Below are 17,857 nucleotides of genomic sequence, written 5' to 3' on the forward strand. Positions count from 1 at the left end.
ACAAAGTTGGTGGGTACTGTATTTTTTATGCTGTTTTAGTTCGGACGTTATTGTTAGACAGTTAGATGTCCTCTTAGAGCTTAGGCTTTGTTGATAAAGGGACTTCGCGGTATTGACTGGCGCCAATGGTAGGCGAAAACTGTCCATTCAAGAAATCATTTAGGGCCGCGAGCGTCGCCTGCAAATGCTCATCATCTAGATACAGGGTGATGGTAACAGCAGTCCCGTAATCAGTGTTCGCAATTGACAAATGATTGGTTGTCAAAAAATGCTGAATTGGATCAAAGTCGGCGTAAGGAATGGTAAAAGTTACAGCTTTTTGTTTGATGCGCGCCACAATGCCGATGGTTTCGATCGCCGTGTTGGCATTGCCTGCATACGCCCGGATGAGTCCGCCAGCACCAAGTTTAATGCCGCCAAAGTAACGAGTCGTGACGGCTACCACATCACGTAAGTCATGCTGCAACAAAGCCTCCAGTGTTGGGGCACCGGCAGTTCCAGAAGGCTCGCCATTATCGCTTGCGCGTTGAATTTGATTGGTATCGCCAAGAACATAAGCAAAAACATTGTGGGTAGCTTTGGTGTTTTCCTTTGATACTTGCGCAATGACGGCCTTGGCATCATCTTCGTCCTTGATGCGCGCAAGATGGGTGATGAAACGCGATTTTTTAATGGTATTTGTGTAGTTGCCGGTTTGTTGGATGGTAAGATATTGCTCTGACATGCGTAATCTCCTTATGAGGTGATCATGATGAATCTTGCTGGGGCACAATTGACAGAAAATGAACTGATGCGCTTAACCGTTTCTAATATAGCACAGGCCACATCACTGCCAGCGTTGATTCAAGAACACGGGCGCTGGTGTTGCCAACGTTGCGGTGATCGAAAGCCAGTTCAATTGCCTGATGGGCGGTTTTATTGTTCAGCTTGCGTGAGTATAGGCCGCTTAACAAATCGTGATTTGCTTTACCGCTTTGAACAGCCGCACCGGCCTGTTGGCGACGGCTTATTAACGTGGCACGGGACATTGACGCCTGCCCAGCAAAAAGCGTCAACGGCTTTACAAACGAGTGTTACAGCAGGGGCTGATCATTTGATTTGGGCAGTGACAGGTGCTGGCAAAACCGAGATGCTTTTTCCGACCATTTCACAGATGGTACAACAAGGCAAGCGCGTGGCTATTGTTTCGCCGAGAATTGATGTTATTCGGGAGCTTGCGCCGCGACTGCGAACTGCCTTTGCAACCACGCCCATCGCCGTTCGATATGGCGGTCATTTTGATCAAACTGACAGTGATTTGATGCTGGCCACCGTGCATCAATTATTACGATTTCATCGGGCTTTTGATCTGATTGTCGTTGATGAGGTCGATGCGTTTCCGATGGCGGGAACACCCATGCTCCATCGGGCTGTTCAAGGTGCCCGGCGTGGACCGGTTGTTTATTTAACGGCAACGCCGGATCGGCCATTGAAGGCGGCGATGCGTAAAGGGTTGATGGTCAGTCGATTGTTTCGTCGATTTCACGGGCACCCTTTGCCAGTTCCAGCGATTCGGTTGGTGAATTTTAAAAAATTACCGTCCCAGTTGCCACCTGCCATCGTGAAGTGGGTGCGTGATGTCGTGGCGACAGGGCGGTCATGTTTGCTGTTTGTTCCTAAGATCAGCTGGGCGCCTCAAATTGCTGCGCTTGTTCAACGTAACGGGCTAAGGGTAGCTGGCGTTGCTAGCACGGACCGTCTACGGGCAGAGAAAATAACGGCTTTTCGTCAGCGGAAAATTCAGGTTTTAGTCACGACGACAATTTTGGAACGTGGCGTAACGGTGCCCAGGTGTGCGGTTGGGGTCGTGGCTGCAGCCGATCGGGCATTCACGGCCTCGGCGCTAGTACAGATTGCTGGTCGAGCCGGGCGGGCAGCCGATAGTGCCGACGATCCGGTTGTCTTTTTCACGGATCGCTATACGTTAGCATTGTTAGCGGCCAAACGTCAGATTGTCATGATGAATGGACGGTGATGGTGATGCGTTGTTGCGGGTGTGATCGCCATGTTGATCGTAGTCCGACATTGAAGGCGTTGTTAGCTGGCAGCAAGTTGATAGCACCCCGATTGTGCAGTAGTTGTTTAGCCCGCTTTAAGATGATTACTGGAGCGACTTGTCCAGGCTGCGGCCGGTCGGGTGATGCACGAATATGCGCGGATTGCCGCCAATGGGAGCAGCAAGGGCGGTTGTTACATAATCGGGCTTTATTTGTTTATGACGCAGCTATGAAACAATGGATTTACCAGTACAAGGGTCTTGGCGATTATCGCTTACACGATGCGTTTCAAGATCTCATTGCTGCACAATTGCAAAATGCTGGGACACTGGTCGCCATTCCTAGCGAATCCAAACATTATGATGTGCGGGGATTTGATCCAATTCAGGGACTTTTTGGCGGTTTGCAGCTACAGCCATGGCTACGTAAATCACCAACGGCCAAACCGCAGGCGCAGAAAAATCGTCGCGAACGATTACAAACGCCGCAAAGCTTTACCGTACTTGTGCCAGCAGCAAAGTTGAATCAAACCAAACAAATTACATTGGTTGACGATTTATATACCACAGGACGGACATTGTATCACGCTCGCGATGCGCTTGTGGCCGCGGGATTTCAGGGCACGGTGACCGCATTTACTTTAATTCGCTGAAATGTGGCTTTTGTTGTGTCTGGCGACAACATTCGGGTATAATGAAATTGAAGATTGGAAGGGTTTTATCCCAACCAATCGACGTGTAAGTGTTACACGTAGGAAAGGGGAGAAGTTTTATGCTCACATACAATGTTCGTGGCGAAAACATCGAAGTCACCGAGGCCATCAGAAGTTACGTGGAGAAGCGGATTAGCAAACTGAACAAGTTCTTCGGAGGTTCGGTTACTGCAACGGCACACGTCAATTTGAAGGTTTATTCCGATAAAACTGCAAAAGTTGAAGTGACCATCCCGTTGTCTTTCTTGACCCTGCGTGCTGAAGAAACCAGCCCGGATCTTTATGCCAGCATCGATCTCGTGACCGACAAGCTGGAACGGCAGGTACGCAAGTTCAAGACAAAGATCAATCGCAAGTCACGTGAAAAAGGCTTTGGCCAAATCGACATTGATGCGACTGCACCAGCTGAACCGAAACCAGCCGAAGATGATGATAATCTGACCGTTGTTCGAACTAAGCGAGTGTCGTTGAAGCCGATGGATTCGCAAGAAGCCATTCTACAGATGGATATGTTGGGGCACAACTTCTTTATCTTTGAAGATGCTGACACCAATGGCACAAGCATTGTTTATAAGCGGCGTGACGGGCGTTATGGCTTGATCGAAACCGACGAATAAGCAGTTCTTAAAACAAAAAACAAGATCGCCGCAAAAGGTGATCTTGTTTTTTGTTGGGAAAGTTTGCCATATGGACTTATTGCTGGTAAGTTTTTATTAAAGTTTAATGACAATATACAAATTGGGGCCTGGTATATGAACTTGCAGGCAGTGAAGATTGAGGCGCTATCGTGCTGGTATTCAGTTGTTATTGTGAACGGCATCGGCGTGCGCTCGTCGATGTGGATAATGCAGGATCTTTGTAATGCTCGGTTTTCAATACCCAATGAAAATGTTAAGATACTATAGATATACTGTCAGTTTAACGAAGTTTCGACAGAGAGGAATCCATTCATGGCCAATATTCTTAGAAAATGGGTCGAAAGCGATAAGCGAGAAATCGCGCGCCTAGGCAAAATTGCTGATAAGGTTCAGCAATATGAAGATGAGTATGCAGCATTATCTGATGAACAATTAAAAGCAAACACACCAAAATTAAAAGATCGTCTCGCAGCTGGTGCTACCCTTGATGACATTCTGCCAGAAGCCTTTGCGACTGCGCGGGAAGGTGCCAAGCGTGTTTTAGGTCTATTCCCGTTCCGAGTCCAAATTATTGGCGGGATTGTGTTGCATGAAGGCAACATTGCGGAGATGAAGACCGGCGAAGGGAAAACTTTAACCGCAACCATGCCTGTTTATTTGAACGCACTCACTGGTAAAGGTGTTCATGTTGTCACGGTCAATGAGTACCTGTCAACCCGTGATGCCACGGAAATGGGCGAGCTATACAACTGGCTTGGCTTGAGCGTAGGGTTAAACCTCAACTCCAAGAACAGTGATGAAAAACGAGAAGCTTATAATTGCGACATTACCTATTCCACGAACAGTGAACTCGGGTTTGACTATCTGCGTGACAACATGGTTGTTTACAAAGAGCAGATGGTTCAGCGGCCACTGAATTTTGCAATCGTCGATGAAGTTGACTCTATTTTGATTGATGAGGCGCGAACCCCATTGATCATTTCTGGCGGCGCAGAAAAAACAACCGGTCTCTACATTCGTGCCGATCGGTTTGTCAAGACGCTAAAAGCGGAGACCGATTACAAGATCGACTGGCCAACGAAGACAATCTCGTTAACTGAAAGCGGCATCCGGAAGGCTGAAAAGAATTTCGGACTGGATAATCTGTATGACACCGAAAATACGGCCTTAACGCATCATATTGATCAGGCCTTGCGGGCTAATTACATCATGCTCAAGGATATCGATTACATGGTTTCCGATGGTGAAGTCCTCATTGTTGATCAGTTTACTGGCCGAGCAATGGAAGGTCGCCGATATTCTGACGGCTTGCATCAGGCGATTGAAGCCAAAGAAGGCGTCCAAATTCAGGACGAAAATAAGACGATGGCTAACATCACTTATCAAAACTTCTTCCGGATGTACACCAAGTTGGCCGGGATGACTGGGACCGCAAAGACCGAGCAAGAAGAATTCCGAGAAATTTATAACATGGAAGTCATCTCTGTTCCGACCAACAAGCCAGTTATCCGGGTTGACTCCCCTGACGTGCTGTACCCGACGTTAGATGCTAAGTTCAACGCGGTTGTTGAAGACATCAAAGCGCGTCATGAAAAAGGCCAGCCGATGCTGATTGGGACGGTTGCGATTGAATCGAGTGAACGGCTTAGTAAGCAACTTGATGAGGCCAAGATTCCACATACCGTTTTGAACGCGAAGAATCACTTTAAAGAAGCAGAAATCATTATGAATGCTGGCCAACGCGGCGCTGTGACGATTGCGACGAACATGGCTGGGCGTGGTACGGATATCAAACTTGGACCTGGTGTCACCGAACTTGGCGGTTTGGCAGTTATCGGGACGGAACGCCATGAAAGTCGTCGAATTGATAATCAGTTGCGAGGCCGTTCAGGGCGTCAAGGCGATCCAGGTTCTACACAGTTTTACCTGAGCCTTGAAGATGATCTGATGAAACGCTTTGGTTCTGATCGAATTAAAGCTATGTTGGATCGCTTTAAGGTGGCGGATGATGATCAGGTGATTCAAAGTCGGATGATTTCACGGCAGGTGGAGTCAGCCCAGAAACGGGTCGAAGGGAATAACTACGACACGCGGAAGAATACGCTGCAATATGATGATGTGATGCGTGAACAACGCGAGGTCATTTACAAGCAGCGGCAGCAAGTCATCAATGAACAGGAAACATTGAAGCCTGTCTTGATGGCTATGATCAATCGAACGATTACACGGATTGTTCAGACTCATACACAAGGAGATCAGAAGGACTGGAACCTTGATGCCTTGTACGCTTGGGTCACTGCCAACATGATTGATCCTGAGAAATTCAAACGCAGCCAGTTAGATGGCAAGTCGCAAGACGAGTTGATCGGGTTACTGGCCGAGATGGCGGAGACCAACTTCCAGCAAAAGAATAAGCAGCTAGGCGATGACGCGCAGATGCTTGAATTCGAAAAAGTTGTTATTTTGCGCGTGGTTGATTCTGCTTGGACCGATCATATTGATGCGATGGATCAGTTGCGGCAGTCGATCGGATTGCGCGGTTATGGTCAAATGAATCCGCTAGTCGAATATCAAGAAGAAGGCTACCGGATGTTTGAAGAAATGATTGCATCAATTGATGATGATGTGACTCGGCTGTTCATGAAAGCTGAAATCCGACAAAATATTCGCCGTTAATAACGGCTTAGCGCCCCAGCACCGCGGCTACAGCTTGCGGTACTGGGGTGTTTTGAAGCAGTCGCCGACGCACTTAGTCACGCTACAATAACGCAACTATGTTTAAAAAAAGGGAGATTACACGATGGAACTGAGTGTTATGCGCAACACCTTGGCCGCTATGCGGACCAAAATTAATCAATTTAGGGGGTCACTTTGACCTCGATGCGCTGAACGAACGCATTACTGAAAATGAAGGCAGAATGGCTGAACCCGGCTTTTGGGATGACTCGGAGGCTGCTCAAAAGGTTATTGACAACAACAATGCGCTCAAAGAAAAGCACGATCGATTTTATGCACTAGAAAATGAGTTGGAAGATCTTGAGGCTGGTTTTGAGTTATTACAAGACGAGCCTGATAAGGACTTGCAGCAAGAAGAAGAAGCAAAGATCAAAGATTTACAGGAAAAGCTGGACAAGTATGAGATGCAGCTTTTGCTGAACGGTCCATACGATCACAACAATGCCATTTTGGAAATTCACCCTGGTGCAGGCGGCACGGAATCTCAGGATTGGGGATCAATGCTGATGCGAATGTATCAGCGTTGGGCCGATCAGAACGGATTCAAAGTAGAAGTGGCGGATTATCAGCCTGGGGATGAAGCTGGCATCAAGAGCGTAACGCTGCTGATCAATGGCGAGAATGCTTATGGCTTGCTGAAAAGTGAAAAAGGCGTCCATCGACTTGTGCGGATTTCGCCATTTGATTCCGCTGGACGGCGACACACTAGCTTTGCCTCGGTGGACGTGATGCCGGAACTCGACAACTCAATCGAAGTTGATCTGCGGCCGGAAGACATCAAAATGGAGGTTTTCCGCTCAAGCGGCGCTGGCGGTCAGCATATCAACAAAACCTCCAGTGCGGTTCGCTTGATTCATCTACCAACCGGAATCGTCACCTCAAGTCAGGCGCAACGGTCACAGTTTCAGAACAAAGCGACTGCGATGGCGATGTTAAAGGCTAAATTGTATCAGCGCGAAGAAGAAGCTAAGCGTGCTAAGGCCAAGGCCATTCAAGGCGAACAAAAAGATGTCGCATTTGGTTCACAAATTCGCTCTTACGTCTTTCACCCATACACGATGGTGAAAGATCATCGGACGAATTATGAAACCGGAAATGGCAATGCGGTTATGGACGGGGATTTGAATCCATTCATCAATGCGTATCTTCAATGGGAACTTGCGCAAAAGAATCCTGATTAAACTGTAATCTGCCTGAAACCTTGCTGACTTAATCGCCTGTTATACTGATGCTAGCTTAGAAAAAGGAGCAATTTGCATGATTCAAATGGAGAACGTGACGAAGCAGTATGCTAACGGCGTGACTGCCATTAAAAATCTCAATCTTGAGATTCATGATGGCGAGTTCGTCTATGTGATCGGTCCCAGCGGTGCCGGGAAATCGACTTTCGTCAAAATGCTTTACCATGAACTAATGCCAACCAGCGGTACGATTAAAATTGATGATTTTGATTTTGCAACAATGAAACCGAGCCGGGTACCATTTTTGCGACGTCATATTGGTATCGTCTTTCAAGATTTTAAACTTTTACCGCGGTTAACAGTGTACGAAAACATTGCTTACGCGATGCAAGTGATCGAAGCACCTGACGAAAAAATCAAGGACCGAGTCCTCGAAGTACTGGGGCTGGTAGGTCTCGAACAAAAACTGCGCCGTTTTCCTGATGAATTATCCGGTGGGGAACAACAACGTGTGTCAGTTGCTCGTGCCATCGTCAACAAGCCTAAGGTATTGATCGCCGACGAACCGACAGGCAATTTGGATCCACAAACATCAGATGAAATTGTTGATATTCTTGAGCGGATCAATGCCAGTGGGACAACTGTTATTATGGCGACGCATAACAAGGACATCGTAAATGAGCGTCAGCATCGCTTACTTGAAATTGCTGGCGGCCGTTTGGTTCGTGACGAAGAAGGAGGCACTTACGGTAATGAAGACTAAGATCTTTTTCCGGCATGTAAAGGATTCGCTGCGCAGTCTGAAGCGAAATGGCTGGATGTCAGTTGCCGCTGTCAGTGCCGTTACAGTTACCTTACTATTGGTCGGTATTTTCATGGCACTTATTTTCAACTTGCATCATGTATCAGAGCAAGTTGAAAATGACGTTCAAGTGCGTGTTTACATCGAGAAGAAAACTACGACGAAACAACGTGATGCATTAAAAACTCAGCTAGAAAAGCTTGATAATGTCAAGAAAGTGACTTACCGGTCACGTCAGCAGGAATTGAACACCATTGTCGGCGGGTATGGTTCGCAATGGAAAATGTTCTCTGGCGATCAGAACCCATTGAGTGATGTCTTCATGGTTAAGACAAGCAACCCTAAGGCGACGATCAAGGTCTCCAAACAAGCTCAAAAACTAAACCATGTGGTGGACGCAAGTTATGGCGGCCGGACTGCGAAAAAACTGTTCAACTCAGTTGATTCAGCACAAAAGTGGGGACTTGGTTTTACTGTCCTTCTGCTGTTCGTGGCGGTTTTCCTGATAAGTAATACCATTCGGATTACGATTCTGTCGCGTTCTGACGAAATCAGAATTATGCGCCTAGTTGGGGCAACAAATTCATACATTCGTTGGCCATTTATTCTTGAAGGCGCTTGGACTGGATTGTTCGGGGCTGTGCTGCCAATTGTGATTGTTGACATCGGTTATGCCGTTGTTTACCGCAGCTTCAGCTTATCAAGCGGCTCTAACGGTTATTCGCTATATGGCACGATGCCATTTCTGCTTTGGCTTGATTTGATGCTGGCGGGCATTGGTATCATCATCGGTGCATTAGGCGCAGTCATTTCAATGCGGCGTTTCCTCAAAATTTAATCGTGCAATTTGTGAACTCATCCTCGCTAATGACGGGGATGAGTTTTTTGCTATCATACTCGGCTATGCGGGCCTACTCACATTTTGATTTTTATGACGTTGTGGGAGCCTCCGGCGATTTCTGCTATACTGGTCACAGTGAATATTGGAGGGTTACCGATGGCAGTTGTAGTTGCCTTACTTATCAATCCGGTTGGTTTGGTGTTTTGGCTAGCGCTAGGTTTAACGATTTGGTTTGCTGTCAATCGCACTGATCGCGAGCGCCGCCGGTATCTGCGCGCAATTCATCCCAAACATCCAGAAATTGGTCGGTTCTTCTGGATCGGACTTGTCGTAGGTGCGCTAGTCTCGCTGGTGATGGTTATTGGACGACTGCAGATCAGTTTAGCTGCTTTGCTTGCATTAAGCGGCTTGACGTTAGTAGCATTGCTATTTTCTAAATGGCGATTTAGCCCTTGGTGGCTAGGTCTTGCCAGTCTGGCGGCAGTTGGTCAGTCTGGTTTGCTAGCTGAACAGCATGCAGCTAATTTAGCTATTTTGGTCGGCCTATTATGGCTAACACAAGCTGGACTTGCGCGATTCAACCGCGGCGATGAGATCGAGTCGCCGGTGATTCAACAAGACCGCCGCCAGCGGCAAAGTGCGGCGTTTGAGTTGCGGCAACTGTTCTGGGTGCCGTTAATCTTACCTGTTGCTGTTGAAAACGTCAGCAACCTCCCACTGCTGGCGGTTACAGTGCAGTCTTTGACTTTTGTGGGCTTGCCGTTGCTTTTAGGTGCGACCTTCATGACTCCGCGAGATCGCGCTCAGACGGCTTGGCGGCGAAGTTGGCCGTGGTATGGCGGCGCAGGTGGCGTGCTTATCGTTTATGGCATTGTTGCCCGCACCATGACCTTGCCTTTGCTGGGTAGTCTTGTCTTTCCAGCTGTGGTGAGTTTAGTATTGGTTGGCGGCTTCATTTGGCAGGGACGGCAGGTGCATCTGACGGTGACTTTAGCCGATCAAGGTGTGGTGTTGATTGGTGTCGTGCCGCATACACCGGCTGCAGAGATGGGCTTACAACCCGGTGATCGCGTATTGGCCTGCAATCACCATTCCGTGAACAATTCTCGTGAGCTTTACGATGCCATTCAAAAAGAACCAACCTATTGCCGCTTGCGGCTTCGACAGGCAGATGGTGAGCTGCGATTAGCTGAGACGGCCATTTTTGCCGGTGCCCCACACGAACTTGGTATGATTTTATTTCCGGAGGAGACAGCATGAAGAAGATCTTGATTGTTGATGACGAACCTGCGATTTTGACGTTGCTGCAATATAATTTGGAAGCTGAACACTATCAGGTCGAAACAGCGACAGATGGTCAGGAGGCTTTGGATAAAGTGCGCAACGAGCCATTTGACTTTATCATCCTCGATTTAATGCTGCCGAGTCTGAGCGGCTTGGATGTTACCCGCAAAATTCGTGAAGATAAAATTCAGACGCCGATTATGATCTTGACTGCCAAAGACAATGAAACCGATAAAATTGTTGGCCTAGAACTCGGAGCAGATGACTATGTGACTAAGCCGTTTTCGCCGCGGGAGATCATTGCTCGGATCAAGGCGATTGAACGACGGAGTCAGAGTCAGCCGCAAACCAGTCAAAAACCGGGCAACAGTGATCAGATCACAGTTGGCCAGATCGCGATTGATCCAGAAAATTATAAGGCCAGCAAGGGTGGCAAACGGCTGCAGTTGACGCCAAAAGAATTTGAGCTACTGGTTTACTTTGCTCAACGTGTTGGCAAGACCTTGTCTCGAGATGCTTTATTGAACGGGGTTTGGGGATTCGACTATCCCGCAGAGACGCGAATGGTGGATATTCAGGTCAGCCATTTACGCGATAAAATTGAAACGGATCCGAAACATCCGGACTATTTAAAGACAGTTCGCGGTTTCGGATACCAAATGGAGGCACCCCATGAATAAACGAATCATTCGGCGTGCACTCATCATTAGTCTGCTATCATTGGCAGGCTTTTTTGTGCTCGTGACAACGGTGAATCAACAAATTGTCCATCAACAAGCGCGTGATCTTCGGCGGGTCGGCCGGACGTATGCGGCCTCGAGTCATGATGGGGTCAATCGGCAAGCATTGGCAGAGTCAGAGGCAGCCTTCATCACGGTCATTCCCAATAATCCGCGGACCACGCGTCAAAAAGTGATGGCTGATGCCTTGCGTGGTAATCGGGATGCAGCGTTTGTAACAACCGTCAACGTGAATGGTCGAACAGAGCAAGCGTATTTATTCCAAAATAAAGGGCAGTGGGTGGCAGTCAGCCGCTTTAAGTCAAGTGTCTGGACAACTGCACCAGAGCAATTCTGGCTCCTAACGCTTGCCTTTGCGGCATTGCTCGCTGCCATTCTCATTTGGCTTTTTCGATCTGAACATCGTTATCAAGAAGCGATTGAAGTCATGAGCCATAATCTAGATCGCATCCGTCGAAAGAAAGACCCAGATCCGGTGATTTTACCGCCCGATTCACCTTTTGTACCAGTTGCTCGCCGCATCAATGCATTGGCCGCTGAACAAGCCCATCTCCGTGAAAAAGTGGCGGTGCGTCAATCAAGTTTTGATCGGTTGATTGATAACTTGCCATTGGGAGTCATGCTGATTGACACCGATAAAGATGTCATCTTGCATAATCACGCCATGTCGCAGCTGCTAGGTCATCAAATCCCGCAGCCCCGACACAGCTACCTTGATGATGTTAAAACTTATGCCTTGGCGCGCATGATCGAACACACTTTTCGCCATGAAAAAACGCATCATCAGGAACTGACAATTTTGACCACGCAAAAATCCGTTGATGCTTCGGTTATTCCTTTGAATCAAGGCATCAGTCGGTTGCAGGTGCTGGTGATTCTATATGATGTCACTTACTTGCGACAGGTTGAAAAAATGCAACTGGACTTTGTCGGGAATGTCAGCCATGAATTGAAGACCCCAGTCACAGCTATTTCTGGATTTGCAGAGACTTTGCTTGGCGGTGCGAAGAATGATCCGGCGACCTTGGACAGGTTCTTAGGGATTATTTATGACGAGAGCAAGCGATTAACACAATTAATTAATGACATTTTGACCTTGAGTCGACCGGATTCCAACCAAAATGTGGCTGCATCGGTTGCTTTGAAAAAATTGGTCGATGATGCATTGCATAATTTGGCCAAAGTGATTCAAGACAAGCAAATTCGCGTTGAAGTGGCAATTACCCCGGATCTATTGGTCGTGACTGACGAGCGCAAATTGACCCAAATCGTGCGCAACTTATTGAACAACGCAGTCTTCTACAATCGCTTGGCTGGTCATGTCACGATCAGCGCTCAGGTTGTCGATCATCAGCTGTCACTGGCAGTTGCCGACACTGGGATCGGGATTTCTGAGACGGAACAGGCCCGGATCTTCGAACGCTTTTACCGAGTAGATAAGGCTCGCAGTCGTCACAATGGCGGTACCGGTCTCGGTTTAGCGATTGTGGCCGAACTGGTTAAGAGTATGGATGGTCATGTTGCGGTTCACAGCCAAGTAGGGGTTGGGTCAACGTTTACGGTCACTTTGCCTGTGGGTGAGGGCCCGCACAGAGGATGAAAAACCGCAGCCATCATGCCTTTACACAATCTTTACATTCAATGACATGAACATTTACATGTAACTGATAAAATAATTGGAGCTTGAAATGGAGGATTTCGTGTGAAAAAAATTGTGACCCTGTTGAGCCTGCTGTTTTTGCCACTGTTAATCAGTGCTTGCAACAGCAGCAGTCAACAGTCGGGAGAATCGATCACCGCAGTTGGATCAAGTGCCTTACAGCCCTTGGTTGAAGCGGCGGGTGAACAATATCAGACGGAACATTTGGGGGTCTTTATCAACGTCCAAGGCGGCGGGAGTGGCACAGGTTTAAGCCAGATCCAACAAGGTGCTGTGGACATTGGTAATTCGGATCTTTTTGCTGAAGAAAAAGCTGGTATCAAGGCCAAAGCGTTGGTTGATCATAAGGTAGCAGTTGTCGGGATCGCCCCGATTGTGAATCCGAAGGTTGGCGTTAAAAATGTCTCGATGGCACAGCTGCAAAAAATCTTTCTTGGCGAAATTACCAACTGGCAGCAGTTGGGCGGCAAAAATGTGCCGATTGTTCTAGTCAATCGAGCGCAGGGCTCAGGCACACGCGCGACTTTTGAAAAATGGGTGATGCAAGGCAAACAGCCAATGGCCGCTCAGGAGCAGGATTCTACCGGGATGGTTCGACAAATTGTCGGCAGTACGCCTGGTGCCATTTCTTATGTGGCGTTTTCGTACATTGATAAAACAGTTCAGGGGCTCTCAGTTGATGGCGTCGCACCCACGGATGCAAATGTCACGACCAATCAATGGCGCATTTGGTCGTACGAACATATGTATACGAAAGGGCAGCCAAAAGGACTCACTAAGAAATTTTTGGCTTATGTGATGTCACCAGCTATTCAGAAGAAGCTTGTTTTGAAAATGGGTTACGTCCCGATGACACAAATGAAAGTGGTTCGGGACGCGAATGGCAAAGTGAGCAAGCAGTAACCTGTGATGTTATCAAGACACGGTCAGATCCGTTGGCTGTGTCAGGTGTCGGACAGAAGCGTGATCTAATCCGGATAGAAACCGATGTTGTGGTCTTCGCCGGGAAGGTTTTAGTTAGAAAGCGCGTTTAGGAGGTCAAGATGGATCCAATTCGGGAAGCAATGCTCAAAAAATCGCGTTCAGCTAAGTTAGAGCAGCGTGGTAAACTGATCAGTTTGCTTTGTATCAGTTTAATTGTGATTGTGGTGGTGGCAATTTTCTTCTTTGTGGCATCGAAAGGACTAGCTACCTTCTTTCAAAACAAGATTAATCTTTGGTCGTTTCTAAGCAAAAGTGTTTGGAATCCGTCAATCAAAGATGCGCACGGCAATCCCGAAGTTGGCGCCTTGCCAATGATCGTCGGTTCGTTTGGTGTGACATTCCTGTCAGCAATTATTGCGACGCCGTTTGCGGTTGGCGCAGGCATTTTTATGACTGAGATTTCCCGTAAATGGGGACAGAAGATTTTGCAACCGGTGATTGAATTACTGGTTGGGATTCCATCAGTTGTTTATGGGTTCATCGGCCTCTCCGTCATCGTGCCTTTTATTCGCCACATTTTTGGTGGTACTGGGTTCGGGATTTTAGCTGGTACTTTTGTTTTGTTCGTCATGATTTTACCCACTGTGACATCCATGACCGTGGACGCGTTAAAAGCTGTTCCACGACATTATCGTGAAGCGTCATTAGCATTAGGTGCAACACGCTGGCAAACCACGTATCGCGTGGTTCTACGTGCTGCGATTCCGGGAATTCTGACTGGGATTGTGTTTGGGATGGCACGTGCCTTTGGTGAAGCACTGGCGGTTCAGATGGTGATTGGGAACGCAGCGCTTTTACCGAAAAATTTGGTTTCTCCAGCTTCGACACTGACCTCTGTCTTGACGAGCGGTATTGGCAACACAGTTATGGGGTCGCTAGATAACAATGCTTTGTGGTCTCTGGCATTGTTGCTGCTCCTCATGTCGCTAGCCTTTAATCTGCTGATTCGCTGGATCGGGAAGAAAGGGGAGTTGAACAAATGAATCCAAAAGTTGCTGATAAAATCGCAACGACGGTTTTGTATATCGTCTCAGGTATCATCATTATCATCTTGGCGAGCCTTCTTGGATACATTCTATTTCAAGGCCTACCTCACATCTCCTGGCATTTTCTGACAAGTCCGGCTCAAAGCTTTGAGGCTGGCGGCGGGATCGGTATCCAGTTGTTTAACTCCTTTTATCTCCTGCTGCTCGCAATGTTGATTTCCACGCCAATTTCATTGGGTGCAGGGATTTACTTGAGCGAATATGCTAAGAAAAACTGGCTGACCGATGTCATTCGGACGTCCATCGAAATCTTAAGCTCGCTACCTTCCGTGGTGGTTGGTTTATTCGGCTTCTTGATTTTCGTGTTGCAGTTCAAGTTTGGCTTTTCAATTTTGTCCGGTGCGTTGGCGCTGACGGTTTTCAACCTGCCGTTGTTAACGCGTAACGTGGAAGACTCGTTGCGTGGAGTTGAGTATGAGCAGCGCGAAGCCGGTCTGGCGCTTGGCTTGTCACGTTGGGAAACTGTCCTGCACGTTGTCATTCCTGAAGCATTGCCAGGTATCATTACTGGGATGATTCTCGGCGCAGGGCGTGTCTTCGGTGAAGCTGCGGCCCTGATTTATACCGCTGGACAAAGTGCGCCAGCGTTGGATTTTACCGACTGGAATCCTGCTAACATCGCAAGTCCGCTTAATCCTTTCCGTCCGGCGGAAACATTAGCCGTGCATATTTGGAAGATCAACTCGGAAGGCATTCAGCCAGATGCCGTTGCCGTCTCGGCCGGTGCAAGTGCGGTCTTGGTTCTGGCCGTTCTGCTGTTTAATCTCGGTGCGCGCTACTTTGGCAATCGCCTGTTCAAAAAAATGACCGCATCCTAATGTGAATACGCACATGCCATTGCAGTGGAGTTGGTGATGGTGGTCATAAAGTTGGCGACAAAACGCTTGGAGGCTCACGATGCAAGAACTTGAAAAATATTCATTAGATGACACTTATATTCGTCCATTCGATCGCGACAAGCAGGAAATTGCGATCGAAACAGAGAATCTACGCGTTTTTTATGGTGAGAATGAAGCCATTCATAATGTCTCTTTACCGTTTGAGCGGTATAAGATTACGGCATTAATCGGCGCCAGCGGTTCAGGGAAGTCGACTTACTTGCGCTCGTTGAATCGCATGAATGATAATATTGAAGGTGCACGTGTCACCGGCAAGATCATGTATCGCAACCTTGATATCAATAGTGACGCGGTGGATGTCTACGAAATGCGTAAGCATATTGGTATGGTCTTTCAGCGGCCTAATCCATTTGCCAAATCTATTTACGACAACATTGCCTTTGCCTTACGTCGATTTGGATTAAAAGACAAGCAAAAACTCGACGAGATAGTTGAAACCAGTTTGAAGCAGGCGGCGCTTTGGGACCAAGTCAAAGATGACTTGAATCAAAGTGGCATGTCACTTTCAGGGGGGCAGGCGCAGCGTTTGTGTATTGCCCGCGCGATTGCGATGAAGCCTGATATTTTGCTGTTAGATGAACCAGCCAGTGCGCTGGATCCGATCTCAACTTCGGCGGTTGAGGATACCTTGATGTCATTGAAGGATAAGTATACGATTATCATCGTCACACACAACATGCAGCAGGCCGCCCGAATCAGTGATTACACGGCGTTCTTCTACAGCGGAACGGCGATCGAATATGACGAAACCCGCAAAATCTTTACCCGGCCTAAGATCAAAGCGACGAACGACTATGTCTCCGGACATTTCGGCTAGGAGGAACACATGGCTGAAGCAAAAAAAATCATTACCAGTTCAAATGTTCATCTTTTTTATGGCAAATTTGAGGCTTTAAAAGGCATCGACCTAGACTTCAATCAGAATGAAATTACGGCGTTAATTGGGCCATCTGGCTGTGGTAAGTCAACGTATTTGCGAACCCTGAATCGGATGAATGATCTCATTCCGGGTGTCACCATCACTGGCAATGTCAGTTTGCGGGGCAATAACATTTATTCGCCCAATGAAGATGTCGTTCAATTGCGAAAACAAGTCGGCATGGTTTTTCAACAACCTAATCCATTTCCTTTTTCGATTTATGAAAATGTCATCTATGGTTTGCGGCTGGCAGGCGTTAAGGATAAAGCCGTTTTAGATGAAGCCGTTGAAACCAGTTTGAAGCAGGCAGCAATTTGGGACGAGGTTAAGGATCACTTGCATGAAAGTGCCTTATCATTGTCAGGTGGCCAGCAGCAGCGGGTCTGCATCGCTCGGGTGTTGGCCGTTAAACCGGATGTGATTTTGTTAGACGAACCAACAAGCGCGCTTGATCCGATTTCGAGCACGCAGATCGAAAATATGCTGCTGGAATTGCGTGATCAGTATACGATTATTCTGGTAACTCACAGTATGCACCAGGCCTCGCGGATTTCAGATAAAACGGCTTTCTTCTTGACGGGTAATCTGATTGAATTTGCTGACACAAAACAAATGTTTTTAAATCCAAAGGAAAAGGAAACCGAAGATTACATTACTGGACGCTTCGGATAGGAGGGGTAGTATGCGACGACTTTTTGTTGATGAATTGAACGATCTTCATGTGCGCTTTTCGGAAATGGGGATGATGGTCAACGAGGCCATCTATAAGTCCGTGAAAGCATTCATCAATCACGACAAGGCCCTGGCCCGCGAAGTGATTCATGAAGATAAGCATATCAATGAACGTGAAGTAGATTTGGAAAAACGCAGCTTCGAATTGATTGCACTGCAGCAGCCGGTTACGACTGATTTGCGGGTGATTGTGACGGTCATGAAAGCCAGCTCTGATTTGGAACGGATGGGTGATCATGCGGTATCAATTGCTAAATCTACCATTCGGGTCAAGGGTGAGACCCGGGTTCCTCAAATCGAGGAAGATATCGCTGGCATGGCTGAAGCGGTTAAAGAGATGGTAGAACAGGTTCTGGATGCGTATGTGAAGGAAGATTCTGCTCGCGCCCGCAAGATTGCGCTTGAAGACCATGGGATCAATGACTTTTCATCACGAATCTACAAGGAATGTATTCGGCAGATGCAGGATAATCCAGAAACGGTGATCGGATCCATGGATTACATGCTGGTTTCTTCCTATCTTGAACGAATTGGCGATTATGTCACTAATATCTGTGAATGGATTGTTTATCTCAAAACAGGGAAGATTACCGAATTGAACTCAAATGCTATTGAGGATAAGTTCTGAGAAAATGACGCTCTTGCTG

At 47.5% G+C, this 17,857-nt stretch carries 17 protein-coding genes; 16 read left to right on the forward strand and 1 reads right to left on the reverse strand.

The genetic code is table 11. The features are described from left to right. Positions 1-73: 73 nt before the first annotated feature. Entirely contained in the window at positions 74-724 is a 651-nt protein-coding gene (locus tag ACWPAB_RS01660; protein ID WP_003569527.1) for a YigZ family protein, read from the reverse strand. 27 nt (positions 725-751) lie between these two features. Here ACWPAB_RS01660 and ACWPAB_RS01665 point away from each other — a divergent pair, with 27 nt between their 5' ends. The 16 genes from ACWPAB_RS01665 to phoU all read left to right on the forward strand — a co-directional run bounded on the left by ACWPAB_RS01665 (position 752) and on the right by phoU (position 17,838). Beyond that, positions 752-2,014 (forward strand): helicase-related protein, encoded by a 1,263-nt coding sequence (locus ACWPAB_RS01665; protein WP_003569529.1) that lies wholly within the window; start codon positions 752-754, stop codon positions 2,012-2,014. A gap of 212 nt (positions 2,015-2,226) precedes the next feature. Beyond that, entirely contained in the window at positions 2,227-2,688 is a 462-nt protein-coding gene (locus ACWPAB_RS01670; RefSeq protein ID WP_003564183.1) for a ComF family protein, read from the forward strand. Positions 2,689-2,807: 119 nt separating this feature from the next. Further along, complete coding sequence (gene hpf, locus ACWPAB_RS01675; RefSeq protein ID WP_003569531.1) at positions 2,808-3,365, forward strand: ribosome hibernation-promoting factor, HPF/YfiA family; 558 nt, start codon at positions 2,808-2,810, stop codon at positions 3,363-3,365. 333 nt (positions 3,366-3,698) lie between these two features. Beyond that, on the forward strand, positions 3,699-6,062 hold the full coding sequence (secA, locus tag ACWPAB_RS01680; protein WP_003578257.1) for a preprotein translocase subunit SecA: 2,364 nt from the start codon (positions 3,699-3,701) through the stop codon (positions 6,060-6,062). Between the two features lie 124 nt (positions 6,063-6,186). Then, positions 6,187-7,303 (forward strand): peptide chain release factor 2 gene (prfB, locus tag ACWPAB_RS01685; RefSeq protein ID WP_096772597.1). Its coding sequence is split into 2 segments (ribosomal slippage): positions 6,187-6,258 and positions 6,260-7,303, totalling 1,116 coding nucleotides; the frame shifts between segments, so codons are not numbered across the junction. Between the two features lie 76 nt (positions 7,304-7,379). Beyond that, complete coding sequence (gene ftsE, locus ACWPAB_RS01690) at positions 7,380-8,066, forward strand: cell division ATP-binding protein FtsE (protein WP_003564191.1); 687 nt, start codon at positions 7,380-7,382, stop codon at positions 8,064-8,066. Next, on the forward strand, positions 8,056-8,943 hold the full coding sequence (gene ftsX / locus ACWPAB_RS01695; RefSeq protein WP_003564193.1) for a permease-like cell division protein FtsX: 888 nt from the start codon (positions 8,056-8,058) through the stop codon (positions 8,941-8,943). Before ftsE ends, ftsX begins: the two co-directional genes overlap by 11 nt. A gap of 159 nt (positions 8,944-9,102) precedes the next feature. Then, on the forward strand, positions 9,103-10,206 hold the full coding sequence (locus ACWPAB_RS01700) for a PDZ domain-containing protein (RefSeq protein ID WP_003569536.1): 1,104 nt from the start codon (positions 9,103-9,105) through the stop codon (positions 10,204-10,206). Beyond that, the gene (locus ACWPAB_RS01705; protein ID WP_003564199.1) at positions 10,203-10,910 is read left to right on the forward strand and encodes a response regulator transcription factor; all 708 of its coding nucleotides are present in this window, start codon (positions 10,203-10,205) and stop codon (positions 10,908-10,910) included. The genes ACWPAB_RS01700 and ACWPAB_RS01705 overlap by 4 nt, the downstream gene beginning before the upstream one ends. Continuing rightward, a complete protein-coding gene (pnpS, locus tag ACWPAB_RS01710) occupies positions 10,903-12,570 on the forward strand; it encodes a two-component system histidine kinase PnpS (protein ID WP_003564201.1) in 1,668 nt (555 codons plus the stop codon). The genes ACWPAB_RS01705 and pnpS overlap by 8 nt, the downstream gene beginning before the upstream one ends. A gap of 102 nt (positions 12,571-12,672) precedes the next feature. Next, on the forward strand, positions 12,673-13,533 hold the full coding sequence (locus ACWPAB_RS01715; RefSeq protein WP_003569539.1) for a phosphate ABC transporter substrate-binding protein PstS family protein: 861 nt from the start codon (positions 12,673-12,675) through the stop codon (positions 13,531-13,533). Between the two features lie 140 nt (positions 13,534-13,673). Next, positions 13,674-14,597, forward strand: coding sequence for a phosphate ABC transporter permease subunit PstC (gene pstC / locus ACWPAB_RS01720; protein WP_003564205.1), 924 nt, complete (start codon positions 13,674-13,676; stop codon positions 14,595-14,597). Then, positions 14,594-15,478: a phosphate ABC transporter permease PstA gene (pstA, locus tag ACWPAB_RS01725; RefSeq protein ID WP_003564208.1), complete on the forward strand. Its 885-nt coding sequence runs from the start codon at positions 14,594-14,596 to the stop codon at positions 15,476-15,478. Before pstC ends, pstA begins: the two co-directional genes overlap by 4 nt. 79 nt (positions 15,479-15,557) lie before the next feature. Further along, on the forward strand, positions 15,558-16,376 hold the full coding sequence (pstB, locus tag ACWPAB_RS01730) for a phosphate ABC transporter ATP-binding protein PstB (RefSeq protein ID WP_003569543.1): 819 nt from the start codon (positions 15,558-15,560) through the stop codon (positions 16,374-16,376). Between the two features lie 9 nt (positions 16,377-16,385). Beyond that, positions 16,386-17,150 carry a phosphate ABC transporter ATP-binding protein PstB gene (gene pstB, locus ACWPAB_RS01735; RefSeq protein WP_003564212.1) on the forward strand — a complete coding sequence of 255 codons (765 nt, stop codon included), beginning with the start codon at positions 16,386-16,388 and terminating at the stop codon, positions 17,148-17,150. A gap of 10 nt (positions 17,151-17,160) precedes the next feature. Next, on the forward strand, positions 17,161-17,838 hold the full coding sequence (phoU, locus tag ACWPAB_RS01740; RefSeq protein WP_003569545.1) for a phosphate signaling complex protein PhoU: 678 nt from the start codon (positions 17,161-17,163) through the stop codon (positions 17,836-17,838). Positions 17,839-17,857 lie beyond the last annotated feature (19 nt).

The sequence above is a fragment of the Lacticaseibacillus sp. 30 genome (assembly GCF_053819265.1).

Coding starts and splice junctions, on each gene's coding strand:
- ftsX (WP_003564193.1), top strand. CDS start 8,056: ATGAAGACTAAGATCTTTTTCCGGCATGTAAAGGATTCGCTGCGCAGT.
- pstC (WP_003564205.1), top strand. CDS start 13,674: ATGGATCCAATTCGGGAAGCAATGCTCAAAAAATCGCGTTCAGCTAAG.
- pnpS (WP_003564201.1), top strand. CDS start 10,903: ATGAATAAACGAATCATTCGGCGTGCACTCATCATTAGTCTGCTATCA.
- ACWPAB_RS01700 (WP_003569536.1), top strand. CDS start 9,103: ATGGCAGTTGTAGTTGCCTTACTTATCAATCCGGTTGGTTTGGTGTTT.
- pstB (WP_003569543.1), top strand. CDS start 15,558: ATGCAAGAACTTGAAAAATATTCATTAGATGACACTTATATTCGTCCA.
- pstB (WP_003564212.1), top strand. CDS start 16,386: ATGGCTGAAGCAAAAAAAATCATTACCAGTTCAAATGTTCATCTTTTT.
- pstA (WP_003564208.1), top strand. CDS start 14,594: ATGAATCCAAAAGTTGCTGATAAAATCGCAACGACGGTTTTGTATATC.
- secA (WP_003578257.1), top strand. CDS start 3,699: ATGGCCAATATTCTTAGAAAATGGGTCGAAAGCGATAAGCGAGAAATC.
- ACWPAB_RS01660 (WP_003569527.1), bottom strand. CDS start 724: ATGTCAGAGCAATATCTTACCATCCAACAAACCGGCAACTACACAAAT.
- ftsE (WP_003564191.1), top strand. CDS start 7,380: ATGATTCAAATGGAGAACGTGACGAAGCAGTATGCTAACGGCGTGACT.
- ACWPAB_RS01665 (WP_003569529.1), top strand. CDS start 752: ATGAATCTTGCTGGGGCACAATTGACAGAAAATGAACTGATGCGCTTA.
- ACWPAB_RS01705 (WP_003564199.1), top strand. CDS start 10,203: ATGAAGAAGATCTTGATTGTTGATGACGAACCTGCGATTTTGACGTTG.
- hpf (WP_003569531.1), top strand. CDS start 2,808: ATGCTCACATACAATGTTCGTGGCGAAAACATCGAAGTCACCGAGGCC.
- phoU (WP_003569545.1), top strand. CDS start 17,161: ATGCGACGACTTTTTGTTGATGAATTGAACGATCTTCATGTGCGCTTT.